General features: G+C 69.7%; 24 protein-coding genes and 2 pseudogenes. 14 read left to right on the top strand and 12 right to left on the bottom strand.

The features are described from left to right. Nucleotides 1–60: 60 nt before the first annotated feature. Nucleotides 61–624 carry a Uma2 family endonuclease gene (locus tag ACIA5C_RS44720; RefSeq protein WP_396066637.1) on the top strand — a complete coding sequence of 188 codons (564 nt, stop codon included), beginning with the start codon at nucleotides 61–63 and terminating at the stop codon, nucleotides 622–624. Here the strand turns inward: ACIA5C_RS44720 and ACIA5C_RS44715 are convergent. Genes ACIA5C_RS44715 through ACIA5C_RS44705 form a run of 3 tightly spaced genes read right to left on the bottom strand, consistent with a single transcriptional unit; the run spans nucleotide 621 to nucleotide 3,325 of the window. Then, a complete protein-coding gene (locus ACIA5C_RS44715) occupies nucleotides 621–950 on the bottom strand; it encodes a hypothetical protein (protein WP_396066635.1) in 330 nt (109 codons plus the stop codon). The two genes, ACIA5C_RS44720 and ACIA5C_RS44715, sit on opposite strands and share 4 nt — an antisense overlap. A gap of 36 nt (nucleotides 951–986) precedes the next feature. Beyond that, on the bottom strand, nucleotides 987–1,319 hold the full coding sequence (locus ACIA5C_RS44710; protein ID WP_396066633.1) for a nuclear transport factor 2 family protein: 333 nt from the start codon (nucleotides 1,317–1,319) through the stop codon (nucleotides 987–989). Between the two features lie 53 nt (nucleotides 1,320–1,372). After that, nucleotides 1,373–3,325 carry a protein kinase gene (locus tag ACIA5C_RS44705; protein ID WP_396066631.1) on the bottom strand — a complete coding sequence of 651 codons (1,953 nt, stop codon included), beginning with the start codon at nucleotides 3,323–3,325 and terminating at the stop codon, nucleotides 1,373–1,375. Nucleotides 3,326–3,475: 150 nt separating this feature from the next. On the opposite strand from ACIA5C_RS44705, the gene ACIA5C_RS44700 reads away from it, so the two are divergent. Then, nucleotides 3,476–4,495 carry a LacI family DNA-binding transcriptional regulator gene (locus tag ACIA5C_RS44700; RefSeq protein ID WP_396066629.1) on the top strand — a complete coding sequence of 340 codons (1,020 nt, stop codon included), beginning with the start codon at nucleotides 3,476–3,478 and terminating at the stop codon, nucleotides 4,493–4,495. Between the two features lie 786 nt (nucleotides 4,496–5,281). After that, the gene (locus ACIA5C_RS44695; protein ID WP_396066627.1) at nucleotides 5,282–5,488 is read left to right on the top strand and encodes a hypothetical protein; all 207 of its coding nucleotides are present in this window, start codon (nucleotides 5,282–5,284) and stop codon (nucleotides 5,486–5,488) included. Here ACIA5C_RS44695 and ACIA5C_RS44690 read toward each other — a convergent pair. Then, a complete protein-coding gene (locus ACIA5C_RS44690; RefSeq protein WP_396066625.1) occupies nucleotides 5,466–6,098 on the bottom strand; it encodes a DUF402 domain-containing protein in 633 nt (210 codons plus the stop codon). The two genes, ACIA5C_RS44695 and ACIA5C_RS44690, sit on opposite strands and share 23 nt — an antisense overlap. Nucleotides 6,099–6,140: 42 nt before the next feature. On the opposite strand from ACIA5C_RS44690, the gene ACIA5C_RS44685 reads away from it, so the two are divergent. After that, nucleotides 6,141–7,241: a Type 1 glutamine amidotransferase-like domain-containing protein gene (locus ACIA5C_RS44685; RefSeq protein ID WP_396066623.1), complete on the top strand. Its 1,101-nt coding sequence runs from the start codon at nucleotides 6,141–6,143 to the stop codon at nucleotides 7,239–7,241. A gap of 191 nt (nucleotides 7,242–7,432) precedes the next feature. Here ACIA5C_RS44685 and ACIA5C_RS44680 read toward each other — a convergent pair whose 3' ends face one another. The 3 genes from ACIA5C_RS44680 to ACIA5C_RS44670 all read right to left on the bottom strand — a co-directional run bounded on the left by ACIA5C_RS44680 (nucleotide 7,433) and on the right by ACIA5C_RS44670 (nucleotide 10,533). Then, nucleotides 7,433–8,308 carry a carbohydrate ABC transporter permease gene (locus ACIA5C_RS44680; protein ID WP_396066621.1) on the bottom strand — a complete coding sequence of 292 codons (876 nt, stop codon included), beginning with the start codon at nucleotides 8,306–8,308 and terminating at the stop codon, nucleotides 7,433–7,435. A 3-nt stretch (nucleotides 8,309–8,311) separates the two neighbouring features. Then, nucleotides 8,312–9,154 carry a carbohydrate ABC transporter permease gene (locus ACIA5C_RS44675; protein WP_396066619.1) on the bottom strand — a complete coding sequence of 281 codons (843 nt, stop codon included), beginning with the start codon at nucleotides 9,152–9,154 and terminating at the stop codon, nucleotides 8,312–8,314. 77 nt (nucleotides 9,155–9,231) lie between these two features. Then, nucleotides 9,232–10,533, bottom strand: a complete 1,302-nt coding sequence (locus ACIA5C_RS44670) for an extracellular solute-binding protein (RefSeq protein WP_396066617.1) — start codon at nucleotides 10,531–10,533, stop codon at nucleotides 9,232–9,234. A gap of 348 nt (nucleotides 10,534–10,881) precedes the next feature. On the opposite strand from ACIA5C_RS44670, the gene ACIA5C_RS44665 reads away from it, so the two are divergent. Together ACIA5C_RS44665 and ACIA5C_RS44660 are read left to right on the top strand one after the other, a co-directional pair. Further along, nucleotides 10,882–13,263: a glycoside hydrolase family 3 N-terminal domain-containing protein gene (locus ACIA5C_RS44665; protein ID WP_396066615.1), complete on the top strand. Its 2,382-nt coding sequence runs from the start codon at nucleotides 10,882–10,884 to the stop codon at nucleotides 13,261–13,263. 166 nt (nucleotides 13,264–13,429) lie between these two features. After that, entirely contained in the window at nucleotides 13,430–13,993 is a 564-nt protein-coding gene (locus ACIA5C_RS44660) for an IclR family transcriptional regulator (protein ID WP_396066613.1), read from the top strand. Here the strand turns inward: ACIA5C_RS44660 and ACIA5C_RS44655 are convergent. Next, nucleotides 13,952–14,680 carry a DinB family protein gene (locus ACIA5C_RS44655; RefSeq protein WP_396066611.1) on the bottom strand — a complete coding sequence of 243 codons (729 nt, stop codon included), beginning with the start codon at nucleotides 14,678–14,680 and terminating at the stop codon, nucleotides 13,952–13,954. The two genes, ACIA5C_RS44660 and ACIA5C_RS44655, sit on opposite strands and share 42 nt — an antisense overlap. Nucleotides 14,681–14,746: 66 nt before the next feature. Here ACIA5C_RS44655 and ACIA5C_RS44650 point away from each other — a divergent pair, with 66 nt between their 5' ends. Together ACIA5C_RS44650 and ACIA5C_RS44645 are read left to right on the top strand one after the other, a co-directional pair. Further along, entirely contained in the window at nucleotides 14,747–15,583 is an 837-nt protein-coding gene (locus tag ACIA5C_RS44650) for an endonuclease/exonuclease/phosphatase family protein (protein WP_396066609.1), read from the top strand. Nucleotides 15,584–15,622: 39 nt separating this feature from the next. Next, nucleotides 15,623–16,087, top strand: coding sequence for a hypothetical protein (locus ACIA5C_RS44645; RefSeq protein ID WP_396066607.1), 465 nt, complete (start codon nucleotides 15,623–15,625; stop codon nucleotides 16,085–16,087). 162 nt (nucleotides 16,088–16,249) lie between these two features. Here ACIA5C_RS44645 and ACIA5C_RS44640 read toward each other — a convergent pair whose 3' ends face one another. From ACIA5C_RS44640 to ACIA5C_RS44625, 4 genes and pseudogenes are all read right to left on the bottom strand, one after another. Then, nucleotides 16,250–16,825 (bottom strand): histidine phosphatase family protein, encoded by a 576-nt coding sequence (locus ACIA5C_RS44640; protein WP_396066605.1) that lies wholly within the window; start codon nucleotides 16,823–16,825, stop codon nucleotides 16,250–16,252. Between the two features lie 274 nt (nucleotides 16,826–17,099). Beyond that, nucleotides 17,100–17,498: a CoA transferase gene (locus ACIA5C_RS44635; RefSeq protein WP_396066603.1), complete on the bottom strand. Its 399-nt coding sequence runs from the start codon at nucleotides 17,496–17,498 to the stop codon at nucleotides 17,100–17,102. A 55-nt stretch (nucleotides 17,499–17,553) separates the two neighbouring features. Further along, nucleotides 17,554–17,670: pseudogene (locus ACIA5C_RS44630) on the bottom strand (hypothetical protein); the annotation flags it as partial. Beyond that, nucleotides 17,670–18,112 (bottom strand): annotated as a pseudogene (locus ACIA5C_RS44625) (CoA transferase). The pseudogenes ACIA5C_RS44625 and ACIA5C_RS44630, both read right to left, overlap by 1 nt. A 140-nt stretch (nucleotides 18,113–18,252) precedes the next feature. Here ACIA5C_RS44625 and ACIA5C_RS44620 point away from each other — a divergent pair. The 6 genes from ACIA5C_RS44620 (at nucleotide 18,253) to ACIA5C_RS44595 (ending at nucleotide 25,190) form a co-directional block, all read left to right on the top strand. Then, nucleotides 18,253–18,942, top strand: coding sequence for a DUF6348 family protein (locus tag ACIA5C_RS44620; protein WP_396066601.1), 690 nt, complete (start codon nucleotides 18,253–18,255; stop codon nucleotides 18,940–18,942). A 697-nt stretch (nucleotides 18,943–19,639) separates the two neighbouring features. Next, nucleotides 19,640–19,978 (top strand): hypothetical protein, encoded by a 339-nt coding sequence (locus ACIA5C_RS44615; protein ID WP_396066599.1) that lies wholly within the window; start codon nucleotides 19,640–19,642, stop codon nucleotides 19,976–19,978. 467 nt (nucleotides 19,979–20,445) lie between these two features. Then, a complete protein-coding gene (locus ACIA5C_RS44610; protein ID WP_396066596.1) occupies nucleotides 20,446–21,615 on the top strand; it encodes a substrate-binding domain-containing protein in 1,170 nt (389 codons plus the stop codon). 1 nt (nucleotide 21,616) lies between these two features. Next, a complete protein-coding gene (locus tag ACIA5C_RS44605; RefSeq protein WP_396066593.1) occupies nucleotides 21,617–23,170 on the top strand; it encodes a sugar ABC transporter ATP-binding protein in 1,554 nt (517 codons plus the stop codon). 38 nt (nucleotides 23,171–23,208) lie between these two features. Further along, nucleotides 23,209–24,156 (top strand): ABC transporter permease, encoded by a 948-nt coding sequence (locus ACIA5C_RS44600; RefSeq protein WP_396066591.1) that lies wholly within the window; start codon nucleotides 23,209–23,211, stop codon nucleotides 24,154–24,156. After that, complete coding sequence (locus tag ACIA5C_RS44595; protein WP_396066589.1) at nucleotides 24,153–25,190, top strand: ABC transporter permease; 1,038 nt, start codon at nucleotides 24,153–24,155, stop codon at nucleotides 25,188–25,190. The genes ACIA5C_RS44600 and ACIA5C_RS44595 overlap by 4 nt, the downstream gene beginning before the upstream one ends. Nucleotides 25,191–25,223: the final 33 nt, after the last annotated feature.

Below are 25,223 nucleotides of genomic sequence, written 5' to 3'. Positions count from 1 at the left end.
TGCTGTATGACTACTAGGCGTGCGACTATCTTCGGCATGACCGCATGCGACACTTTGCTGGTGAGCGAACTGCACCGCGATCACCCGGGGCCGTGGACCGAGGCCGAGTTCCTGGCGCTCGGCCCGACCCCCGAGCGCATCGAACTGATCGACGGGAGCCTCCGGGTGAGCCCGGCACCGAACCGCCCACACCAAGACATTTCATTTCTCCTGATGGTCGCCGTCCGTCATGCGGCCCGAGCCGCCGGGTTCCGCTCCTGGGAAGCGATAAATGTCCGGCTCAGTCCGCGGATCATTGTCATTCCCGATCTCGTGGTGGGCACGATGGACTACCTCGGCTCCGTGGCCCACGCCGCCGACGTGGCCATGGTCGGCGAGATTCTGTCGCCGTCCAACGAGGCGAACGATCGCGTCGAGAAGCTTCGCGACTACGCTGCCGCCGGCATCCCCTGGTACCTCCTCGTCGAACCCGACATGACCAACTACCGCTCGATCACGTTGCGGCTCTATCGCCTCGACGGCGAAAGCTACGTCGAGCAGGCGGTGGCGGCGCACGGCGAAATTCTGAAGTCCGACGCCCCATTCCCCTTCGCGATCGACACCGTGGCACTGATCGATTTCTAGTGGCAGGCCGTCAGCAGCGGCACCGTGGTCAAGCAGGACGCGGCGATGGCCAGGGAGACGGCCGCGGCGGCGCGCAGGGCGACCGTCGGGCGGTCGCGGTGGCGCCAGGTGGTCGGGAAGAGCTGTTCGATCGCTACCAGGACGATCCAGCCGAAGACCAGCAGGGGCAGGCGGTAATCCCAGGCCGGGTCGGCGAAGGCGCTGGCGTTGCCGGCCGCGCCGGCGTTCGGGCAAGCGCCCGGGTGGGCGTAGAGCAGGGTGGCGGCCAGGGCCAGGCCGCCGAGCAGCACGGCCCAGAAGCCGCCCAGCGGGGTCGGTCGTGACACGGTCCGCATGCTAGGGGGCCGGTGCCAGCCGGGAGGTCAGGCGCGGATGGTCATGCGTTCGACCCGGTCGCCGTCGGTGCGGAAGGTGAAGTGGGACGGGCCGTTGAAGCCGTCGCCGCCGACCTGCGCCAGGACCGTGACCTCGCCGGCGTGGGCGTGGTGGGTTGCCACGTCGGTGACCTCGAGGGAGACGTGGACGCCGATGAACTCGCGGTCGCTCCAGCGGCGGATCGCCTCGTGGCCTCGGAAGTGCCGGCCCCAGTCGTCGACCATGCCGTCCTGCAGGAAGCAGGTGAGGAAGGCGTCGACGTCGCCGGCGTTGGCGGCGTCCAGGGCCGCGCGCACCGGGGCGGGCAGTTCGGTGGTCATGGCCGGCATCGTCGCGCATCCGGCCGGGCCACAGCATCGGTCAGACGACTTCGTCACTTCGGGCGGAAGCTGGCGTAGATCAGGGCCAGGTCGTCCTTGTGGGCGTTCCAGTCGGCGTCGGCGGTCTGCCAGTAGATGGCGTACGCCTGGTGGGACGAGGCGAGAATGTTGCGGTTGTCGACGTGCTGGCGGGTGCCGCTGCCGTTGAAGGTGTACTCCCAGTCGGCCGACTTCTTGAGGTAGTTCACCGACTCCAGGCGGACCAGGTGATAGCCGGGGAAGTCGCCGTTCGAAACCCGGTAGGACGACTTCTCGCGCCAGTCGGCCAGCGGGTCGGACTTCGGCTGGTCGCTCTGGTCGATGCCGAGAACCCGGCCGTCGCCGCGGAAGTAGACCATCGAGTTCTTCTGCGACTTCGACCAGCCGTCCGGGACGTAGACCGAGAAGCCGGTCTTGTCGTGGTAGTCGTGCCAGCCGCCGGGCAGGGCGGGGCGCCCGGACGTGGCGGCGGAGGACGAGGACGAGGCCGGCGCCGACGACGAGGACGAAGAAGGGGCGGACGCCGATGTGGAGGCGGAGGCCGGCGGCACGGCGGCTACCGAGGACGACGGTCCGGGGGACGGCGGACGGGACGGCCCGGTGCTGGTGGACCGGCCTGCTGGCCGATGATCGGCGAACCACAGGGCGGCGCCGGCGATCAGAAGAACGGAGAGGACCGCCGCGGCGATTGCCACCCACTTCCGGCGGTTTCCGGCGAGCGCGGGCTGTTCCTCGGCCGGAACCGGGGCGAAATCCTCGGCCGGGGCCGGAACCTCGGCGGGGGCGGGGACGAGATCCTCGGCCGGGGCCGGGCCGGGAACCGCGGGCGAGACCACGGCGGAATCCTCAACCGGGGCCGGGCCGGGAACCGCGGGCGAGACCAGAGCGGGATCCTCAACCGGGGCCAGGTCCGGAACCGCGGGCGAGACCAGAGCGGGATCCTCGACCGGGGCCAGGTCGGGAACCGCAGGCGAGACCAGAGCGGAATCGTCGGCCGGGGCTGGGGCGGGATCCTCGGACGGGGCTGGGGTCGGGGTCTCGGACGGGGCCGGGGCCGCGTTCTCCGGCGGCGCAGCCGGAGTGGACGGGTCGTCGACGGCCGGGGGTTCGGCCGGCGCGGTCCCTTCGCGTACATCCGGAGCCGGAATCGACGCCCGGCCGTAGGCGCCGCTCGCAGCGGAACGCAACATCTTGGCCGCGTCCTTGGCCGACGGCCGGTCGGCCGGATCCTTCTGCAGCAACGCTTCCAGAAGCGGGGCCAGAGCGCCCGCCTGCGTCGGCGGATCCGGAGGCGAGACGGTGATCGCGGTCAGCGTCGCGGCGACCGTTGGCCGGCGGAACGGGGATTTGCCCTCGACCGCGGCGTAGAGCGTCGCGCCGAGCGACCACAGGTCGGAGACCAGGCCCACATGCTCGTTCTTGGTGCGCTCCGGCGGCATGTACTCGGGCGAGCCGACCAACGCGTCGGACATGCTGTTCGACGGGTCGTCGGCGATCGCGGCGATGCCGAAGTCGGTCAGCATGACGCGTCCGTCGTCGGCGATCAGGACGTTCGCCGGTTTGACGTCGCGGTGCTCGACGCCGGCCCGGTTCGCCGCCACCAGCGCGTCGAGCAGGTCCAGACCGATCTTGGCGACGCGGCGCGGCGGGAGCGGGCCCTCGGCCTTGAGGACCTCCTGCAGGGACCGCGACGGCACGTACTCCATGACGATCCACGTGCCGCCGTCGACCTCGAGCACGTCGAAGACCTGAACAACCCCCGGGTGGCTGAGCCGGGCGGTCGCCCGGGCCTCCCGGAGGGTACGCCGGTGGACCCCCTCGGGATCCGAAAGTCCCGGCGGGGGAACGATCTCCTTGACGGCGACGTCGCGGTCGAGTACCTGGTCATGTGCACGCCAGACGCGGCCCATACCACCGCGACCGACGGATTCGCCCAGGCGATAGCGGGCGGCGACGAGGGCGGGCATGTCATCGATGTACCCCGAACCTCGCAACCTCAGACCTACGGAGCGACGCCAGTCCGCCACACATGTGTCATACTCGTCAGCCAGGCTCGAAAGTTTCAGGCCGGATCACGGAACTTATGCAGATCGCGGAACTCATGCAGGGAGTGGCGGATGGCCTCCGGCGGACAACGGGTCACCATCGCGACGATCGCGGAAGCGGCCGGAGTTTCGGTTCCCACCGTGTCACGAGTGCTCAACGGGCGCACCGACGTGTCCCCCGAAACCCGCGACAAGATCGAGATGCTCCTCCGCGAGCACGACTACCGCCCCCGTAACTCTCGGCAACCGCTGCGGGCCGGCCTGATGGACCTGGTCTTCCACGACCTCGACAGCCCGTGGGCGGTCGAGCTGATCCGCGGCGTCGAGGACGTGACCCACGCGGCCGGCGTCGGCACGGTCGTCTCCGCGGTGCACCACCGCACCGCATCGGCCCGCCAGTGGCTGCAGAACCTGCGCGCCCGCGCCTCCGACGGCGTCATCCTGGTCGTCTCCGACGGGGCCGGCCCGGTCCACTCCGAACTGCACCGGCTCAACGTCCCGATGGTCATCATCGACCCGGCGGGCGGCGCTGCGGCCGACGTTCCGACGATCGGCGCGACGAACTGGTCCGGCGGCCGCACCGCGACCGAGCATCTGATCTCGCTGGGCCACCGCCGCATCGGACTGGTCGAAGGCCCGAAAAGCCTGCTGTGCAGCCGGGCCCGCCTCGACGGCTACCGGGCGGCGCTCGAGTCGGTCGGCATCCGCGTCGACCGGCGCCTGATCGAACCGGGCGACTTCCGCCACGAGGGCGGCTTCGCCGCCGCCGACCGCATGCTCGAACGGGAGGAGCGCCCGACCGCCATCTTCGCGTCGAGCGACCAGATGGCCCTGGGTGTCTACGAGGCGGCCCGCCTGCGCGGCCTGCGCGTGCCCGAAGACCTGAGCGTGGTCGGCTTCGACGACCTGCCCGAGGCGCGCTGGTCGTCCCCGCCGCTCACCACGGTCCGGCAGCCGTTGGCCGACATGGGGGCGCTGGCCGCCCGCACGGTGCTGCGACTGTCCCGGGGCGAGGCGGTGGAAACGCCGCGGGTCGAACTCGCCACCGAACTGGTCGTACGCGAGAGCACCGCCCCGGTCAAACCCGCCTGACGGTCCGGCCGTGAACGGGACCGAGATGCTGGGCGCGCTGCTGGATCGGTCGGTGGCGCGCATCGCGGGGCTGCTGGCGGACGGTCGGCACTTCGACCGCCTGGAGGTCGTGCGGACGTCCGACGTGTGGGACAACAACACGTACCCGTTCTTCGCCGTCGCCCTGACCCGCCGGCCGTGGCTGCGGGAACGCCGGGCCCGCACGGCGCTGCGCTGGATGGGCGCGGCCCGGTCGGAGTGGATGACCTCGCTGGCCGGCGAGCCGGTCGAGCGCTTCCTCGGGCCGCGGCCGAGGCTGACCGACGTCCTCGATCCGCCGGACCTCACCGGGGCCGTCATCACCTCCTTCCAGATCGAGCGGACCGGACCGACGCTCACCGCTTTTCTGGGCTGCGGCTCGGCCGACGTCCGCCTCGACGATGTAAAGGCGTTCCGCTTCGACAGCACGGACACGGCCGGCGTGACGTTGTCCGGCGACGGCGCCCTCCGTCTGGGCGTCGACGGCTTCATCCGCGCGGCCTCGGCGAGTTACGGCTACCACTACGAGCCCGCCTCGCCGTCGCCGGGCCGGCCGCTCGTCGCCGTCGCCGGCCCGGCCGCCGGAGCCGCCTCCGCGCTGATCCGGGCCATGCAGGAGATCCGCACGGTGCGGTACGCGAAACGGGTCGGCTGGTTCGCCCTCGCCGACCTGTGCGACACGCTCGCCGGGGCGGGCACCCGTGTGCTCGCTGCGGCCCGCCGGCACGGCGCGGCCCGCGACCGCGCCTTTCAACAGCTGACCGCCGAGTGGGAACGCCCCATCGGCGTCCGGCTTCCCGCGCCCACCACCCCCGGTCGCCCGAGGCCCGGCTGCTCCACGCCGGCTACCACGGCCCGGAATCCGCCGTCATCCTCAACTACGCCGCCCCGGACCGGGACGGCCGCTGGACCCTGCACGCGGAGGAGATCGCCCAGCCCCACCGGCTGGTCCTCACCGACGACGCCTTTGCGTGACCTCGGTGGCGCCCTCCTTCAATACCGGCAGCGACCAGCCGGGGTCGGGCCGGAAATCGAGCCAGCTGCCGTCGAACGGGAACCGCCCCGCCTCGATGTCCCCGGCCACGCGCTCCCCCTCGGCCCGGATCTGGAGGGCCTGGGCGGCATCCCAGTACGCCGGGTGCCCGATCCGCTCCAGGTATTCGTCCTCGTCCTTCCATCGCCACGTGCGATCCGGCTGCACCACGATGTCGAGTGCGTGGTCGAAGGTGTCGACGCCGCCGTCCCACCGAACGGGCGGCGCCTCGAGGTTCACGTACCACCGGTCGAACGTGAAGTCGGCCCCGAACATCCACCACACCGAGTGGGCCCGCCCCGGCCGGAACAGATGCAGCACATGCCGCCCGCTCCACGTCATCGGCGCGAGCCGCCACTCCACATCGGACCGCCGGGCGAACGGAACCTCCCGCCGATCCCTGCCGTCCACAGTGCGCCGCATCAGGTAGGGCGTCCCGATCGGCCGCCACGCGAGCAACCCGCGCTCGTCCTCCAGGACCACCCGCTGCGGCATCACCAGCACCAGCCCGCCGTCACCGCGGAAGTCCCGGTAGACCATCTCGCTGCTCACTTCACCACTCTCCCCTTCGTACCGCCCGGTACGGTGCGCACCATGCGGCTTCTTCTCTGTTCCGCCGGCGTCCAGAACCCGACCATCCGCGACGCGCTGACCGACCTCCTGGGCAAACCGATCGCCGAGTCGCACGCCCTCTGCATCCCCACCGCGGGTTACGGGAGCACCTACGGGCCGGCCGGGCCGTGGCGTTTCATCAGCGGACGGTCGGCCGCACGCATGGTCGACCTCGGGTGGAAGTCGGTGGGGGTGCTGGAGCTCACCGCCCTGCCCAGCGTCGACCGGCAACGGTGGGTCCAGTGGGTCCGGGACGCCGACGCACTGCTGGTGAACGGCGGCGACACCGTGTTCCTGGCGCACTGGATGCGGAAGTCCGGGCTGGCCGACCTCCTGCCCGCACTGCCCGAGATGGTGTACGTCGGGTCCAGCGCCGGAAGCCTCGCGCTGACCCCCGGTGTCACGCAGGACGCCGACGACTGGAAGTCGCCGACCGGCGACACCCGCACGCTCGGAATGGTCGACTTCTCGATCTTCCCGCACATCGACAACCCGGAGTTCCCGCACCAGAGCATGGCCGCCGCGGAACGGTGGGCGGCCGAGATTCCGGGTCCGGCGTACGCGATCGACGACGACACCGCCATCAAGGTAGCCGACGGCCGGGTGGAGGTCGTCTCCGAGGGCAACTGGAAACTGTTCACCGCCCCCTCGTGGGATGTCGGTGACCTTCCCGTCCTCGAGCTGGCCGCGCCTGGACCGGAGCGCGAGTCCGGCATCGCCGCGATCCTGGCCGGCACCAAGACGACGATGACCGGGCTGCCCGAGCTCCACGAGCGCGCCGGCGAACCGCTGCCCGCGGCCGGTGACAAGCTCTGCCTCGTCGATTCGGACGGACGCCCGGCGGCCGTCATCGAACTGACCCGCGTGGACATCGTGCCGATCAGCACCGTCACCGACGACTACGCCCACGCGGAAGGCCGCGGCTACCGCGACGCCACCCACTGGCGCGCGGCCCACGAGACCTTCTTCCAGAGCGACTTCGTAGCCGAGTTCCTCGGCCACACGCCCCGGTTCGACGACGACACACCCGTGGTCACGCAACACTTCCGCGTAATCGGCCGCCCACCTCTCGACAACGCCTAGGGATGGAAAGCCCGCCCCCGACGGTGACCAACGCGATCTGCCGGGTGAAGCGGTCCGGGTCACCGCGGCGGGCCCGGTTCGGGAAGACCGGATCCGCGAAACCAACGAGGCGAGGTGGCTGGGAGCAGGGGCCCCGACGCACAAAGCCCGGCCGGCCCCTGAAGGCCGACCGGGCGAAATGCGAACCGACGTTACTTGCTGAATCCGGCGGTGAGGCCGGAGAGGAGCTGCCGGCGCCCGATCGCGTACATGATGATGATCGGGAGGGTGGTCAGCGTGACCGCCGCGACAACAGCCGGCACGTTCACGTTGAACTGACCCTGGAAGCTGACCAGCGCCAAGGGGATGGTGCGCTGGTCCGGGCTCTGGGTCAGCACCAGCGGAAGCAGGAAGCCGTTCCAGATGCCGATGCCGTTGTAGATCGTGACCGTGACCAGGGCGGGCCTGGTCAGCGGCAGCGCCAGCCGCCACAGTGTGCCCCACTCAGTGGCGCCGTCCATGCGCATCGACTCGAAGAGTTCCTTCGGCACGTCCCGGATGAAGTTTGACAGCACCAGGACGGACAGCGGGATCGCGAACGAGATCGACGGCAGGATGATCGCCAGCAGACTGTCGTACAGCTGAAGGCGGATGATGATCAGATAGACCGGGATGATCACCGCCTGGAGCGGGATCGCCAGGCCCATCAGGAACAGCGAGTTCGTGTAGCGGAGGAAGCGGTTGCCGGAGCCCCGGACGATCGCGTATGCCGCCATGAACGAGATCGCCACCGCCGGAATGACCGCGCCCGCCGTCACGACGATGCTGTTCAGGAAGTAGCGCACGATGTCGTTCTGGAAGACCAGCTTGTAGTTGTCGAGCGTCGGGTCCTTCGGCGGCAACAGCGCGTTGGTGATGAAGTAGTTCGACGACGTCTTGAAGCTGGTGATGACGATCCAATAGATCGGCAGCATGACGATGATCAGCCAGACCCAGCTGAGGGAGCCGCCGATCCAGTTGAACTTCGCGACCTTGCCGCCGGGCGGGGTGTTCCGCTTGGCCGGGGCGGTTGCTTCGATCGTGGCCAAGACTCAGACCCCTTCCAGCTGGCTCTCGTCACCGCGGCCGCCGAGGCGCCGCAGCAACTGGGCCAAAATCAAACCGACCAACACCAGGATCACCGCGATCACGCTCGCCGGGCCCATAAGATCGGCCATGAAGCCCTTCCGGTACATCTCGACCGCCAGCGCTCGTGTCGCGTGGCCGGGACCACCCGCGGTGAGCACCCAGATCAGGTCGAAGAAGGTCAGCGATCCGACGACCATCAGCGTCGAGGACGTGATGATCGTGTATTTGATCTGGGGCAGCGTGATGCTGAAGAACTGCCGCACCCGGCCGGCACCGTCGATCTGGGCCGCCTCGTACATCGAGATGGGGATCTGCCGTACCGCGCCTTGGTAGATCAGGGAGTGGAAGGGCACGTACTGCCACGACACCACGAACACGAGCGTGCCGATGGCGAGCGTGGTGTTGCCGAGCCAGTCCTGATTCAGCCAGCCGACCTTGAGCGCGTTGCCGATACCGAAGTTGGGGTCGAGCAGCGCCTTGTACGTGATCGAGATGGCCACCGAGGACAGCAGCAGGGGGATGAAGTACAGCACCGCCAGGAAGCCGCGGTACCTCTTGGACGCCGCCAGGAACACGCCGAGCAGGATGGACAGCGGCGTCTGCACCACCCAGGAGAGCGCCATGATCTCGAAGGTGACCCAGAGCGCGTGCGGGAGCTCGGGATCCTTGAGCTCCGCCTTCCAGCTGGTCAGCCCCGAGAAGTGAACGGTGCCGAGACCGTTCCAGGACGTGAAACTCAGGCCCAGAGCGCCGAGCAGCGGGACGATCCCGAACGCGAGGAACATCAGCAGCGCCGGAATCGCCATCCACACGACGGAGCCGCTCCGCCCGCGCTGCGTGTTTGTTGGCTCCTTCACGCGTACCGCGGGCGGAGCGAGCGCTGTCATTTGCCGATGACCCCGTTCATGTTGTCGATCCACTGCTGCGGCTTGATCTGCCCCTGGAACAGCTTGGCGATGTTGTCCAGCAGCGTGTCGGCCGCGGTCGGGCTCAGCGCCTGGTCCCACGACTGCGCGAACACCTTGGCGTTCTGCGCGATCGACGACATGTCCTTGAGGAACTGCGCGTCGTCGCCGGTGTAGAGGCTGTCGGCGCCGGTGAGCACCGGGACGCCACCCGACTTGACCCAGCTCGCCTTCTCGTCGTCGTCGACCAGCGTGGTCGAGAAGAACTTCTTGGCGATGTCCTGCTGGGCCGCCGAAGCCTTCGACGAGATCGAGAGGTACTGACCCGGGTTGCCGACCGTGTTGGTCGGGTCACCCTTGCCGCCCTCGACCGGCGGGAAGTTCATCCAGCCCAGACCACCCGACTTGACGAAGTCGCCGCCGTTGGCCTTCTGGATGCCGTACGACCAGGAGCCGTGCACCATCATGGCCGCGCGGCCGGTGTAGAGCAGCGCCTGGTCGGCGTTGGAGTCAGCGGTGACCGAGGAGAAGCCCTTCTCGAAGCCGCCCGCGTCGATCAGGGCGACGATCTTGTTGAGCATGTCCAGCACGGCCGGGTCGGACCAGGCGTTCGCCTTGCCGGCGAAGACGTTGTTGAAGACCTCGGAACCGGCGGTGCGGTCGAGCAGGAACTCGAGCCACATCATGTTGGTCCAGCGGGACTGGCCGGCGAGCGAGAACGGCGCGACGCCCTTGCCCTTGAACACCGACACCAGGTTCATGATGTCGCCCCACGACTGCGGGGGCTGCTGCTTGTACTTGTCGAAGATCTTCTTGTTCCAGAACAGCACGATCGGCTGCACGGTCTCGATCGGGAGCGCGTAGACCTTGCCGTTGACCGTGGCGGCACCGAACGACGACGGCAGGATCTTGCTCTTGACGGCCGCGTTCTGGGTGAGCCAGTCGGTCAGGTCGACGACCTGGTTCGCGTCGACGTAGCTCTTGAGACCACCGCCGCCCCAGCCCCAGATCATGGTCGGGGCCTGACCGGCGCCGATCGCGGTCTTGATCTTCTGCTTGTAGTCGTCGTTGGCGAAGAAGTTCGGGGTGATCTTGGTGCTCGGGTTCGCCTTGTTGAACCGGTCGATCGACTGCTGACGAATCGGCTGGCCGGGCGGACCGCTGAGCGACCAGTAGGAAGCCGCGCCGCCCCCACCGCCGCCACTGCTGCCGCTGTTGTCCTTAGGACCGGAGCTGCCACACGCCGCAAGGCCGGCCGCAGCTGCTGCGCCGGCCGTCAAGCCGAGGAAATTCCGTCGCGAAACTGGACTATTGGACACGCTGATCTCCGTACTCGACGGCCGCGTCCGGACGCGGCGCGTGGATCTTCGTGGCTGGATGGATCTCGCCTGGGTTGCCCTGGTTTGTTGCGGGACAGGCATCACATTTACTGCAAGTTTCGCGCTGTGACCGCAAGTTAACGTGAGGTTTCGTTAACGTAGGGTTTCACCCTGACCATGTCAAGAGTCTTGCTATGGTCACGCTCCCAGCGCAAGAGTAGACGCTGTTGACGTGACCAGTCTGAGATCATCTTGAAACACCTCCAGGCGAGATCTTGGGCTGTAAAAATACTGAAAGTTTCGGAAAACATGAGGAGTTGCCGCGTGATCGACGAACATGGGGCCGAGCCCTGGCGAGACCCGGCCCGCCCGGTCGCCGAACGCGTCGATCTGTTGCTGGGCGCAATGACCCTTGATGAAAAGGTCGCACAACTCGGCAGTCGGTGGGTCGGAAACGACATGTCGGACGAAGAGCCCGCACCCGCCGACGAGGGCGAAACGCTCAACGTCGCACCGATGGCCGACGTCTTCGCCGCCTCCGGCACGATCGCGCTGGAAGAGGCCAGCCGTAACGGCCTCGGTCACCTCACCCGCGTCTACGGCAGCGTGCCGCTCACCCCCGCCCAGGGCGCGGCCGAGCTGATCCGCCAGCAGCGCATCGTCATCGGCAACTCGCGGCTCGGCATCCCGGCGCTGGTACACGAGGAGTGCCTGACCGGCTTCACGACCTTCGGCGCCACTGTCTATCCCGCCGCCATCGCCTGGGGCGCGACCTTCGACCCCGACCTCGTCGAGCGGATGGCCGCCGCGATCGGCCGCGACATGGCGGCACTCGGGGTCCACCAGGGCCTCTCCCCCGTACTCGACGTGGTGCGCGACTACCGCTGGGGCCGGGTGGAGGAGACGATCGGCGAGGACCCGTACCTGGTGTCGATGGTCGGCACGGCGTACGTGCGGGGGCTGCAGAGCTCCGGGGTGCTGGCCTGCCTCAAGCACTTCGCCGGGTACTCCGCCTCGCGGGGCGCCCGCAACCACGGGCCGGTCCCGATGGGCCGCCGCGAGCTGCTCGACGTGATCTTCCCGAGCTTCGAGACCGCCCTCCGCGAGGGCGGCGCCGCCTCGGTGATGAACTCGTACTCCGATGTCGACGGGGTGCCGGCCGGCTCCGACCGGTGGCTGCTCACCGAGGTGCTGCGCGAGCAGTGGGGCTTCACCGGCACGGTCGTCAGCGACTATTGGGCGGTGCCGTTCCTGGCCACGATGCACGAGACCGCGGCCGACATGGAGGACGCCGGTGCTCAGGCGCTGACGGCCGGCATCGACGTGGAGTTGCCCGACACGGTCGGTTTCGGGCCGGGACTGCTCACCCGCGTACCCCAAGAGGCCGTGGAAACCGCGGCCCGGCGCCTGCTCACCCAGAAGGTGTCGCTCGGCCTGCTCGACGAGGGCTGGACGCCGGAGGCGTCCGTGGCCGGCGCGGACAGCGTCGAGCTGGACTCGGCCGGCAACCGGGCCCTCGCCCGTGAGCTGGCCGAGCGCTCGATCGTGCTGCTCGAGCCGGGTGACGTGCTGCCGATCGCCCCGGCAACCGGCCGGATCGCCGTCGTGGGGCCGTGCGCCGGCGACCCGCAGACCTTCATGGGCTGCTACGCCTTCCCCAACCACGTGCTCCCCCGCTATCCGGAGGCCGGGCTGGGCATCGCGGTGCCGACCGCGGCCGAGGCCCTGCGCGCTGAATTCGGCGGAGCCGAGATCGTGCACGAGCCCGGCTGCGCGGTGCTCGGGAACGACCGGACCGGCTTCGCGGCCGCGGTCGCCGCCGCGAGGGACGCCGACCTCTGCGTGGCGATGGTCGGCGACCTGGCCGGGCTCTTCGGCCGCGGTAGTTCCGGAGAAGGTTGCGACGCGGAGGACCTGCGGCTGCCCGGTGTGCAGGCCGACCTGCTCGACGAGTTGCTGGCGACCGGCACCCCGGTCGTCGTCGTGGTCGTCTCGGGGCGCCCTTATGCCCTGGGTGGCGTGCACGAACGGGCAGCCGCCCTCGTGCAGGCGTTCATGCCCGGCGAGGAGGGCGGGGCGGCGATCGCCGGCGTGCTCTCCGGCCGGGTCCAGCCGAGCGGAAGGCTGCCCGTGCAGATTCCCCGGCACACCGGCGGGCAGCCGGGCACCTATCTCCAGCCGCGCCTGGGTGCGGAGAAGTCCGAGATCAGCAATCTCGACCCGACGCCGCTGTTCCCGTTCGGCCACGGCCGCTCCTACACCAGCTTCGAGGTCGGCGAACTGCGGATCAGCGCAGCCGAGGTGCCGACCGACGGCGAGTTCACGGTGAGCGTGCGGGTGCGCAACACCGGTGAGCGGGCCGGAGACGAGGTCGTGCAGCTGTACCTGCGCGACGTTGTGGCTCAGGTTACCCGGCCGGTGCGTCAGCTGGTGGGGTTCGCCAGGGTGCCGCTGGAGGCCGGCGAGGCGAAGGAGGTCACCTTCCACGTGCACACCGACCGCACCTCTTTCACCGGGCGCGACATGGTGCGCATTGTGGAGCCGGGATCGATCGATGTGCAGGTGGGAAGGTCTGCGGGAGACCTGCCGCTGCAGGGTTCGGTGACGCTCACCGGGCCGGTGCGGGTGGTCGGTGCCGGCCGCCGCCTGACCACGCCGGTCGAGGTGAAGCCGGCCGGGGGACTGTTATAGAAATGCGCCCTTCCCCGGGGCGCATCGAGAGGCATTACCGGGTGAGAGGGGCCCGGCAGGGAGCGGGGGTGCGTTTCCTGCCGGGCCCGAGCCTTCGCGCTGGGCCTTCCCGCTAGGAAACCAGGGCGGGCGACGTGCTCGCTGCGGGCGCGTCGGGCTCGGACTCGTGCGGTGGGCGGCGCCCGGCAGCTTCGGCCTCGACCTGGTGCAGCTCACCCGGCCGGTCCTGCGCGACCTGCGCGACCAGACCGGCGAGACGGCTTGCCTCTACGTACGCGGCGGCGGCTTCCGCACGGTCGTGGCGCTCGCCGAGACCCGGCACGTCGTCATGCGGCTGTTCATGGTCGGCATGGTGATGGTGCTGCACGCCGGCTCGGCCGGAAAGGTGTTCATGGCGTACGACCCGGCCGCCCGGCAGGCCGCGGTCAGCCAGGGCCTCACCCGGCTCACGCCCCGCACGACCGTCGGCATCGACCTGCTCGACAAGCAGCTCGAAGAGGTACGCGACCTGGGTTACGCGGCCAGTTTCGAGGAGCGCGACTCCGGGGCGGCCTCGATCAGCGCACCGGTGTTCGGCATGTCCGGCGAGCTCGTCGCGGTGCTCGGCATCGGCGCACCCACCCAGCGGCTCGGGCCGACCGACGTGGGCCGGCTGGCACCGGCCGTGCAGGCGGCCGCCGAGCGGGCGTCACACCAGCTCGGCTTTCGACCGGCTCTCAAGGACGGCTAGGTCACGCTCGGCGTAGAGGCGGTGCTCCCACTCCTCGCTGAGAACCACCCGCAGGCACTCGGCGACCGGGAAGGCGCGCGCGGGCGGCCAGCCCGGCCCGTCGACCGGCCGGGTCTCGCTCGCCAGCGTCCGCTCGTCGAGGCCGTCGACGAACTCGCGGACGGTCGCCATTCTGGACTGCCGCAGCGCCAGCGCCTCGTCGAGGGACGGCCGGGCCGCCCGGTCACGGGGCACACCAGGCGTGTCCTCCATGCCGTCCCACGGCAGATCGAGCGGATCCCACGGTGACGGATCGCCGAGGATCGCCCGCCGCACCCAGCAGTCGGTGGCGAAACTCAGGTGACGCAGCGTCTCGATGAACGACCACTCACCGTCGACCGACTCGTGCAGCAACGCCGGGTCGAGCCGGCGGGCCCGTTCCACGGTGCCCGCCCAGAGGCGCTCGACCACGTCGTACGCCTCCCGGAAACCGTCCGGCGTGGTCGGCCGCATCTTGGGCCGGTCCGGGTAGCGCCGGTCCAGTTCGGCCTCGACGAGCGGGCCGACCTCGACGCCGTTGACGACCAGGCGGCCGATCTCGGCATGGATGTCGAGGTCGATCACCTCCGAGTCGTGGATGGTGACCCGGTTGAAAATCACCCCACGCATCGTGACGTCGACGAATTCCTGGTTCACGAACTCAGGCATGCCAGCAGGCTAGAACAGACGAACGTTTCAGCGGTCCGCGCGCAGGTATACACACCCATGAGGGTCATGACGGTCAATCTGCTCTCGCCGGACCACGCCGGCTGGGACCGGCGGTGTCCGGTGTTCCGGGCGGGGATCGCACGGTTGCGGCCCGACCTGATCGCCCTGCAGGAGGCGGCACGAGGCGCCGGTTACGACCACGTCCGGGAACTGCTCGGCCCGTCCTACCACGTCGTTCACCACTCCCGGCAGTCCAGCGACGGTGTCGGCGCGGCCCTCGGGAGCCGGTGGCCCGTCGGTGCGGTGCACGAGCTGGACCTGCGCATCACTGACCGGGCCGACCTGCCGTGGAGCGCGGCCGTGGCCGCTGAGATCGAGGTGCCGCAACCGATCGGTACCGTGTTGTTCGTCCACCACAAGCCGGCCTGGCAGCTCGGTTACGCAGTCGAACGTGAGCGGCAAGCCGTCGCCTGCGCTCGCTTCGTCGAAGAACTGGTCGCGGGTCGCCGCATGCACGTGGTGCTGGCCGGGGACTTCGACGACACCCCCGACTCGGCCGGCATACGGTTCTGGACCGGGAAACAGTCTCTGCACGGCACGAGCGTCGCCTATCGAGATGCCTGGGAAGCGGTGCACCCGGCCGATCCCGGGCACACGTTCACGCCGGCGAATCCGTTGGAACGGGCCGGTGAGATGTCGCTGGAGCTGGGCCGCCGGATCGACTACGTCATGGTCCGCTCCGGGATCCACGGGCCGACCCTCGAGGTGGCGGACTGCCGCCTGGCCTTCGACGAGCCGGTGGACGGAGTGTGGGCCAGCGATCATTTCGGGGTGGTGGCCGACCTGGCGGCCCCCGAGCATCCGCCCGGGGCGTGGATACCGGGTGGCGCCGCGACCCGCTGACCGCCGAAAACTGTCGGGGGGTCCGGATAGCCTCCCGGCATGTCTGAAACTCCCGCGACCGACGCGCGCCACCCCGCCGACGTGGTGACCGGCATGGTTCGTCAGGTGCTCGCGCTGGCCGAGACGTGGACGCGATGGGATGGCCGGCCGCTGGCGGCCGACGACCGGATCTATACGCCGCACAAGGCGATCCGGCGGGTCACCGACCATCTCATCGACCACCTCGCCGAGATCGAGGCGCGTCTCGCCGGCGTGACCACCATCCCGGACCGGTGGCACGCCTCCGCGGTCACGACGCCCGCCGACCTGGCGCCGTTCACCAGCGACGACCTGGACGAGGCGCGCAGCCGGCTGACCCGCCTCGCGCAGATCTTCGAGGTACGGCTCCGGCTGCTCCCGAACGCCCGGCTCGACCAGCGCGACGACGACGCCTGGTCGGTGCGGCAGATCGCCTTCCACCTGGAGGAATCCCTCTACTACGCCGACGCGGTCGGCCCGGCTTAGGGTCTGTCCTGCCGGTTACGAGGGGCTGCGGCGTGGCCCAGCCGGCGCCTGACGGCGGCCGCGCCACGCCAGCATCCAACACCGGGATGCGGGCGCGTCGCGCTCGACGTCAGACACCACCTGGACCTCGCCTCGCTCCCGCGTGACCGGCAGGACAGACCCCTAGACCTCGCGGCAGAGGCCCGCACCGGGATCGATCTCGATGACCACCTCGTGCGGGATCGTGCGGGCCAGGGCGACGGCCGGGTCGAGGCCGAGCAGGTGGCGCAGCAGCATGCGGCCGACCATCTCGTGGGCGACCAGCAGCGGGCGGCGGCCCGTGATCCTGCTGAGCGCCCGGCCGACGCGGATGTCGGCGTCGGCGTAGCTCTCGCCGCCCGGGAAGCGGTACTCGTACTTGCCGGCCGCCCGCCTCGTGCGCTCCCCCGGGAAACGGGCGTCGACCTCGTCGTTGGTCAGGCCGGTGAAGGCGCCGTGGTCAAGCTCGGCCAGATCGTCGACGATCACGGGTTCCAGGGCGAGGGTTTCGCCGAAAATGCGCGCGGTCTCGCGCGTACGCCCGAGCGGGCTTGCGAAAATCGCATCGATGGCCATCGGTTTCAAGGCCGCCGCATGGCGGCGGGTTTCCCTGCGGCCGTACGCCGTGAGCGGCGAGTCGAGGCGCCCCTGACGGCGTCGCTGCACGTTCCACTCGGTCTGCGCATGCCGGGCGAGGAAAACCGTTTCCCAGGAATCCACCGCACCAGTCTGGCCGCCGGTCGCCACGCTGCGCGCCCGGGGCGCCCCAGGCCCGGAGCCAGCGCCCTCAGCGGGCCCACCACCTCGGCCGTGTCGGCCATCGCCGGGACCTTCTCCGGACTGACGAAGGCGACCGCCTCCAGGGCGGCGAGGCCCGCGTCGAGCGGGCCGCGTCCGAGATGGACCTTGTCGGCGGGCGGGATGACGGTGGGCTCGATCTGGAAGCCGTCGCGCAGAAGCACCTCGGTGATGGCGACCTGCTTGACCGGGGAACTCATTCGACCACCCCGCCCGGCCTGAGCTGGGCCTTCTGGTGCCGGCTGAGGCCGAGACCGTCGAGGATGTGGTCGGTGTCGGCGCCCAGGTCCGGGCCGAGCCAGCGGGTGGCGCCGGGATGCTGCTCGAGCCGGGGCACGATGCCCGGGAACTTCGCGTCCCCCGACCCGGTCCGGTGGGTTTCGAGCATGCCGCGAGCCGCGTAGTGCGGGTCCTTGACGATGTCGGCCGCGGTGTAGATCGGGCCGGCCGGCACGCCCGCGTGGTCGAGGGCGGTCAGCACCTCGTCGAGTGGGTGCCTCCCGGTCCAGGCCCCGATCGCCGCATCGATCTTCTCCTGGTGGGCGACCCGGCCCCGCGTTGTCGTCCAATTCGGGGTGCTGCGCCAGGTCGTCACGGCCCGCCAGGTGCATCAGGCGGCGGAAGATGGCGTCGCCGTTGCCGCTGATCACGGCCCAGCCGTCGTCGGCGCAGCGGTAGGTGCCGGACGGCGCGACCCCGGGCAGGCCGCTGCCGCTGCGCCGGGGCTGGATGCTGAACACCTCGTAGTCGGGAACGAGCGACTCCATCAAGGAATAGATGCGCCGCCGAAGCCGGGGCGGTCGCGGTAGGGGCCGGTCGGGCCGTACCCCGAGATGCGCACCAGCACCACCCTCCGGTTGACCCGTTTGATCTCGTCGGGTCCGAGGCCCCAGCGCTCCAGCGTGCCCGGCCGGAAGTTTTCCAACACCACGTCGCTGCGCGCGGCCAGCGAGAGCGCCAGGTCACGGCCGGCCGGCTCGCGCGATCGATGGCGATCGAGCGCTTGTTGCGGTTGAGCCTGCGGAAGAGCAGCGAGGTGTCACCGCCGTGCAGCCGCCATCGGCGTAGCTCGTCGCCGGTGGCCGGCCGCTCGGCCTTGATCACCTCGGCCCCGAAGTCGGCCAGCAGCCGGCCGGCCGTCGGCGCAGCGATGAAGGTGCCGAGCTCGAGGACGCGGAGGCCGGTAAGCGGCCCGCTCGCGTTCGTCATCACACCCTCCATCCATATAGTGAGTAGCTAACCCACACCGTGGTTGGCTGAGAGGGAACGTCAACCGGGCGTCCACCGAGTGGAACGACGAACTGGCAACCAGTTGGCCGATTGTCACGAAGATCAGTTACGGTTCTGCGGTGTTCCCCGAGCGCCCACGCCCTTGGCATCCGGCGGCCGGCCGTCCCAGCGACGACCAGCTGATGGATCTGCTGCGGGCGCGCCTCCGCGAGATCGCGCCGGCGGTGGCGGCCGGCAGCCGGGTCGATCACGGCGTGCTGGAAGGTCGGGGCTGGTCATGGCTGGCACTGCCCAACCACACCGGCCGGCCGAGCCACTTCGACATCGGCTTCACACTGCACTCGTCCGCCGTGATCGCCGACTGCATCAGCGGGACGGGGCCACTCTCCGACGCGGTGGCGCAGGTGGTCGACGTGTGGGCGCAGACATCGGCGGCGTGCTTCCGGGAGCTGGTCGCGCCGGGCAGCGCGCCGGCCGCCCACCGGCGAGGGCCGTCCGATCCGGGCGGCGTTCCGGGGTGGCGCTCGGTGGTCTCGGACGTGATGGGCTACGGCACCGAGGCGGTGGCTTTGCGGGAGGCACTGGGGTCGCGAGGCGTGTTGGGTGAGCTGAGGTTGACGCTGGCCCGGGGCCGCCACAACGGCATCAAGGTCTACCTGCACAAGACCTCCACCGAGACGACCGGCGAAGTGCGGGTCAACGGGGTGCTCGACCCGGCAGCCTCCCAGGCCTTGGCGGCGATGGAGTGGCCCGAGACGAAGGTGCCGGCTACGGCCCGCTTCTACGCGGTGGCCATCCCCGCGGAGTGAGTCTTCCGGCGGGCTGACTACGCATCGACGGAACCACCGAGCGTCACCGGTCGAGGCGAAAGAATTCGAGCCGTCCACCGTTTTGGTAATTCGGGAATTCGCGAGCGCGAGGCACGCTGGATCATTCTCGACGCGCCGGTCGAACTACCAATTTGACCACTCGCCAGCGCCGTTGAGATAGGTATATTCGTGCTTCATATCGGTCGGCGGGCTCCGGCCCCTCCGGCGCCGGCGGCCGCGCCGGCACACCGATCCACTCGAGCTCAGCCATACCCACGGCTTCCGCTCCCGCCGTAGGCATGGACTCTGACTCAACCGGACCGCCGGCCCGCGCTCAGTCACGCTGGCCCCAGCCGGCTCGGGCCGAGCCAACCGAGTTCCCTCCGTGCAGCCTTTCGCCATCTCCTCGATCAGGTGGCGAACTGGTCCCATAGCGCCCCACCGGTCGAGGCGCAGACGGCCGTCAAGAGTCCCGCCTGATCGAGCTTGGCCCGGCTCGCTCGGCGCAGCGGCCAGGGACAAGCAGCGACCGGGGTCAAGCTGCGGCCGGGGTCAAGCGGGGGTCGCGGTCGCCAACGTCGAGGACCGGCCAGGGATCACACGGCGGCCTGGGATGAAACGGCTTCGGGGCTGAAACGGCGATCGCGGTCGCCGGGGCCGAGCAGCGGCCGGGGATCGATCAAACGGCGACCTGGGGATGAACGGCGGCCAGGGTGACACCGCGGCCAGGGTCACCGGGGTCGAGCAGCGGCCGGCCCGGGGAAGCCACGGCGGCGACCGCGATTGGGTGACCCTGCGGTTGTTTGCGGCGGCGCTGCGCCGGGTCCGGCGCTGCGCCGGGTCCGGCGCTGCCAGGATCAGCTGCGGGCGCTCACCCAGGCGAACGGCCGGGTCGGGCGGCGTACCGGACCTGGCGCGCGAGAGTACGAATTTCACCGCGCAGAAGAACGCTTTCACCGCCCGCAGGCGATTCACCGCGCGCAGGAGAACGCAGCTTCACCGCGCGCAGGAGAACGCATTGCGATCCCGCAATTGAGCCGAGCCCGTTGCCTTGAACCCGCACGACTTGACGCTTTCGCGCCCTCGTCCGTGCCATTTCGGAAACGGCGGCCGCCGCCGCGCCGATCACGCTGCGTGTTGTCCCGCTCGAGCCCGCGCACGACCGGAGGCCGGTCCGTCCAGTTGATCTGCTGAGATCGTTAACAACCCGCCCTTGACCGCCGCCCGCTTGATCAACTAGCCGGAAACGCCCGCGATACACCTAGGATACCGTGCGTCACCTCGGCTAACGCCGACGAACTAGGGTTTTTCCACGTCAGGACTGCCGCGGGGTTTCGTCACGAACGAGTAACGGCGCTGAGCTGAGGGGTTGACACCGTGTTGTCGGGCCGCGCATGTTTGCGTTCACAATTTGGACGCGGGCGATCACCCACCATCGATCGGCTGCCTCGTGAGTCACGCGCTCCCCGCTGACGATTAGACAACTGCAAAGGACCAGATGACATGAAGGCAAGTCGCAGATCCACCGCCGCGGCCGCCGCCATCACCACGGCTGCTCTCCTGACCGCCTGCAGCACCGGGACGACCACCGGTTCCGGTTCGAACGGCGGTGACAGCTCCCCCGCTCCCGTGTCCACCACGCTCGGTGCCGCCACCAACGGCGTCCCCGCCGCGATCACCGCGGCCGGCGGCACCGAGCTGCTCTCCACCCCCAAGCCGACCGGCGTCGAGGCGCAGTACGGCCCGGTCTGCAAGGGTGCCGACCTCGGCATCGGCAAGATCGACTTCAAGAAGGACACGATCGGCTGGGCGCAGTCCGAGAAGGAGGCCAACCCGTTCCGCATCGCGTCGACCAAGTCCCAGGTCGAGACCGCGAAGTCGAAGGGCTGGAAGCTGCTCACCACGAACGCCCAGTCGAACGTGCAGCAGGAGAACAGCGACATCAAGGGCATGATCGACAAGGGCGCGAAGGCGATCATCTTCTCGCCGATCAACTCGACCGGCCTCGGTGACGCGATCGCCTACGCCAAGTCGAAGCACGTCGCGATGGTGCCGGTCGACCGGAACATCACCGGCGTGCAGGGCTGCAAGGACGTCGGCCCGCAGCTCGGATCCGACTTCGTCGAGCAGGGCCGGCGCGCCGCCGACGCCATGATCAAGGCGACCGGCGGGACGGCCAACCTGGCCATTCTGCTCGGTGCCCCGGGCGTCAACGTGACCGACGACCGTACGGCCGGCTTCCTCGACGAGCTCAAGCAGAAGAACGCCAGCGGCATCAAGGTGATCTTCCAGCAGACCGGTAACTTCACCCGGGAGGACGGCAAGAGCGTCACCGAGACGCTGCTGCGGGCACACCCGGACGTCAACGCCATCTACGCCGAGAACGACGAGATGGGCCTGGGCGCGCTGGCCGCGCTCGACGACGCCGGCAAGTCCGGCACCGGCAAGGTGCACATCGTGTCGATCGACGGCACCAAGGGCGCCGTGCAGGCGATCGTGGACGGCAACTTCGACGCGGTGATCGAGTCGAACCCGGCGTTCGGACCGGCCGCGCAGACCGCGCTCGAGGCGTACGTGAACGGCGACGGTGCCCCGGCGGTCACGATCACGACCGACAACCAGTACGACAAGTCGAACGCCCAGCAGGCCATCTCCTCGGGGACGGCGTACTGAGATGACCACGCCGGTATTGGCGGTCACGTCGGCCAGTAAACGGTTCGCCGGTGTGCGGGCGCTCGAGGACGTCTCGATCGAGCTGCACGCCGGGTCCGTACACGCGCTGGTGGGCGAGAACGGGGCCGGGAAGTCGACGCTGATCAAGCTGATCACCGGCGTGTACCCGCTGGACAGCGGGCAGGTACGGCTGCGGGGTGAGGACGTCGCGTTCGCCTCGCCTCGCAGCGCCCAGCAGGCCGGGATCGCGACGATCTACCAGGAGGTGCACCTCGCTCCGCAGCTGAGCGTGGCCCGCAACTTCTTCCTGGGCCGCGAGCCGACCCGCTTCGGCGTGGCGCTCGACCTCCGCAAAATGATCAAGGAATCCGAAGAGGCGCTGAAGCGCTACGGCATCGTGGCCGACGTCCGGCGCCCGCTCGGCGAGCTGGGCCTCGGCATCCAGCAGATGGTCGCGATCGCGCGGGCGATCGAGGCCGACGCCGGCGTCGTGATCATGGACGAGCCGACGAGTTCGCTCGAACCGCGCGAGGTCGACCGGCTGCTCGAGGTGGTCGCCCTGCTCAAGGAGCAGGGCGTCGCCGTGGTCTACGTGTCGCACAAGCTGGACGAGATCTTCCGGGCCTGCGACACGGTCACCGTGCTGCGGGACGGCAAGCTGGTCTCGACCGGCCCGACCGCCGAACTGACCCGCCGCCAGCTGATCGCCCGCATGCTGGGCCGGGACGCGGCCGAGCTGGACGAGGGCAACCGGACGCGCTTGGCAGCGAGGCAGGCCCAGACCGAAGCGGAACCGGTGCTCAAGGCCGAACACATGACGAGGCGACTGATCCTGGAAGACGTTTCGGTCGTCGTGCGGCCGGGCGAGGTCGTCGGTCTGGCCGGCCTGCTCGGCTCGGGCCGCAGCGAGACCGCAAAAGCGATCTTCGGGGCGCTGCCGTTGGACGGGGGGACGATCGAGGTCGACGGCACCGAGCTGCGCCGGCAGACCCCGGCGTCGCGCATCGAGCACCGCATCGCGATGCTCCCGGAGGACCGCAAGGCCGAGGGGATCATCCCCGGCATGTCGATCCGCGACAACATCGGCCTGGCCGCGCTCCCCCAGCTCACCAAGGCCGGGCTGGTCTCGCGCAAGCGGGTCGACGACATCGTGAAGACCTTCATGGACCGGCTGCGGATCAAGGCGTCCGGTCCCCATCAGCGGGTCGCCGAGCTCTCCGGCGGCAACCAGCAGAAGGTGCTGCTGGCCCGCCTCCTCTGCCTCAACCCGCGGGTGCTGCTGCTCGACGAGCCGACCCGGGGCATCGACGTCGGCGCCAAGGCCGAGGTGCAGGCCCTGATCGCCGAGCTGGCCGAGAAAGGCATGGCCGTGGTGCTCATCTCCAGCGAGCTCGAGGAGGTGGTCGAGGGGTCGGACACCGTGGTGGTGCTGCGCGACGGCACCCAGCTCGGCCGGCTCGTCGGCGACGACATCACCGAGGACGCCATCATGGACCTGATCGCCGACGCGGCCGCCGAGCGGGTCGAGGCCGAAGAGGCGGTGACCGAGAAATGACGGTCCTGGAAAAGGTCAGATTCAATGACCGTACGGCCGTGAGCACGTGGATCAGGGAACACGGCGTCTACCTGGCACTGCTGATCCTGGTCGTCTACAACGTGACCGCGACGACGAACTTCGTCACGGTCGACACGCTTCAGCTGCTGTTCTCGCAGCTCCCGCCGGTCATCATCGTCTCGCTCGGGATGGCCATGGTGATCGGCACCGGCGGTGTCGACCTGTCGGTCGGCACCACGATGGCGATCGCGAGCGCGGTGCTGGCCAAGGCGGTCATCGCCCCGAGCCAGGGCGGCTTCGGCGCCCCGATCGCGGCCGCGATCGTGGTGGCGGTGCTCGCCGGCCTGCTGGTCGGTGTGTTCAACGGCGTGGTCGTGGCGGTCGCCCGGGTGCAGCCGATCGTCGCCACGCTCGGCGTCCTGGTGGCCGGCCGCGGCATCGCCCTGGTCATCACCGGGGGCGCGCTGGTCGAGCTGTTCGTGCCGTTCTTCGCCCAGGTGCGGCTCGGGAAGTTCCTCGGCATCCCGTACGTCATGATCGTCGCCGCCCTGCTGGCGGTGATCGTCTCGTTCCTGGTCCGGAGGACCGCCTTCGGTTACCGCCTGCTCGCCATCGGCGGCAACCGGCGCGCGAGTGTGCTGGCCGGCCTTCCGGTCAAGCGCACCCTGATCACCGTCTACGCGCTCTCCGGCATGCTGGCCGCGGTGGCCGGCGTGATCGCGACGGCCCGGCTGCGGGCCAGCGACCCGTCCTACATCGGCCTGCTCTACGAGCTCAGCGCGATCACCGCGGTGGTGGTCGGCGGCACGGCGCTCAACGGCGGCCGCGTGCGGGTGCTCGGCACGGTCACCGGCGCGATCCTCATCCAGCTGCTGGAGACCACGCTCGTGTCGCACAACGCGCCCGACTCGGTCGCCCGCATGGTCGAGGCAGTGATCATCATCGCTGCCGTCTACATCCAGCGTCCGACAAGGGGTTCAAGGTGACGCGCGCCGCGACTAGCGAAACTCCGGTGGCGGTCGCCGCCGACCACGGCGGCCGGGAGGCCGCCCGCGCCCGGGCCCGGGCGCTGACGTCGCTGATCTCCCGCAACGGCGCGGTGGCCGTGCTGGTGCTGGTCGTCGTCCTGGGCACGATCCTGGTGCCCACCTTCGGCAAGCCGGACAACCTGCGGAACGTGGCGCTGGCGGCCTCGTTCATCGGCATCATCGCGGCCGGGATGACCTTCGTGATCATCAGCGGCGGCATCGACCTGTCGGTCGGCTCGACGTACGCGCTGGCGGTCATCCTCAGCGCCGACTTCGCCCAGCACGGCTCGTTCGCCGCGATCGCCGGTGCGCTGGTCATCTGCGGGTTCGTCGGGCTGGTGCAGGGCGTGATCGTGTCCTGGTTGCAGCTGCCGCCGTTCATCGTCACGCTGGCCGGGCTCACCGGCATCCGCGGGGTGGTCTACTACATCACCCACGAGGGCAACGACCACCCGCAGATCGCCGGCTTCCGGGCCTTCGAGACGCTCGGCACCGGCAAGCTGGCCACCGTCGGTACCCCGGTGTGGATCATGCTGGTGGTCTTCGCGATCGGCTGGTGGGTGCTCAACCGTACGGCCTTCGGCCAGTCGGTGCAGGCGGTCGGCGGCAACGAGTCGGCGGCCGAGCTGATGGGCCTCCCGGTCAAGCGGACGACGACCATCGTGTACGTCGTGAGTGGCCTCTGCGCGGGCCTCGCCGGCATCCTGACCACCGCGCTCTCCGCTGGCGGCCAGGAGGCACGCATCGGTGACTCGTACGAGCTGCAGGCGATCGCCGCGGTCGTGATCGGCGGGACGCTGCTCGCCGGCGGGGTCGGGTCGATGGTGGGCACGCTCGCCGGGATTCTGCTGCTGTTCGTCATCCAGAACCTGATCGTGCAGGGAGCCAACCTCAACTCGTACGTTCAGCAGGTGGTCTCCGGAGGCTTCCTGCTGGTCGTGGTCATCGTCCAGGCGATCCTCAGTCGCCGAGCATCGTCGGCCGACGCATGAGCGCCGGCCCATCGCTGCCGCCACCGATCCGGG

This window comes from Actinoplanes sp. NPDC051343 (assembly GCF_044455125.1).
Classification (GTDB): Bacteria; Actinomycetota; Actinomycetes; order Mycobacteriales; family Micromonosporaceae; genus Actinoplanes.
The sequence above is the reverse complement of the archived record's forward strand: the minus strand, read 5'-3'. Positions and strand labels throughout refer to the sequence as shown.

Bases quoted from the DNA above. Each gene is read 5' to 3' on its own strand.
- ACIA5C_RS44685 (WP_396066623.1), top strand. From the start codon at position 6,141: ATGCGGCTTCTTCTCTGTTCCGCCGGCGTCCAGAACCCGACCATCCGC.
- ACIA5C_RS44700 (WP_396066629.1), top strand. From the start codon at position 3,476: ATGGCCTCCGGCGGACAACGGGTCACCATCGCGACGATCGCGGAAGCG.
- ACIA5C_RS44605 (WP_396066593.1), top strand. From the start codon at position 21,617: ATGACCACGCCGGTATTGGCGGTCACGTCGGCCAGTAAACGGTTCGCC.
- ACIA5C_RS44645 (WP_396066607.1), top strand. From the start codon at position 15,623: ATGTCTGAAACTCCCGCGACCGACGCGCGCCACCCCGCCGACGTGGTG.
- ACIA5C_RS44665 (WP_396066615.1), top strand. From the start codon at position 10,882: ATGAGGAGTTGCCGCGTGATCGACGAACATGGGGCCGAGCCCTGGCGA.
- ACIA5C_RS44675 (WP_396066619.1), bottom strand. From the start codon at position 9,154: ATGGCGATTCCGGCGCTGCTGATGTTCCTCGCGTTCGGGATCGTCCCG.
- ACIA5C_RS44615 (WP_396066599.1), top strand. From the start codon at position 19,640: ATGAACGGCGGCCAGGGTGACACCGCGGCCAGGGTCACCGGGGTCGAG.
- ACIA5C_RS44705 (WP_396066631.1), bottom strand. From the start codon at position 3,325: ATGCCCGCCCTCGTCGCCGCCCGCTATCGCCTGGGCGAATCCGTCGGT.
- ACIA5C_RS44710 (WP_396066633.1), bottom strand. From the start codon at position 1,319: ATGACCACCGAACTGCCCGCCCCGGTGCGCGCGGCCCTGGACGCCGCC.
- ACIA5C_RS44610 (WP_396066596.1), top strand. From the start codon at position 20,446: ATGAAGGCAAGTCGCAGATCCACCGCCGCGGCCGCCGCCATCACCACG.
- ACIA5C_RS44650 (WP_396066609.1), top strand. From the start codon at position 14,747: ATGACGGTCAATCTGCTCTCGCCGGACCACGCCGGCTGGGACCGGCGG.
- ACIA5C_RS44655 (WP_396066611.1), bottom strand. From the start codon at position 14,680: ATGCCTGAGTTCGTGAACCAGGAATTCGTCGACGTCACGATGCGTGGG.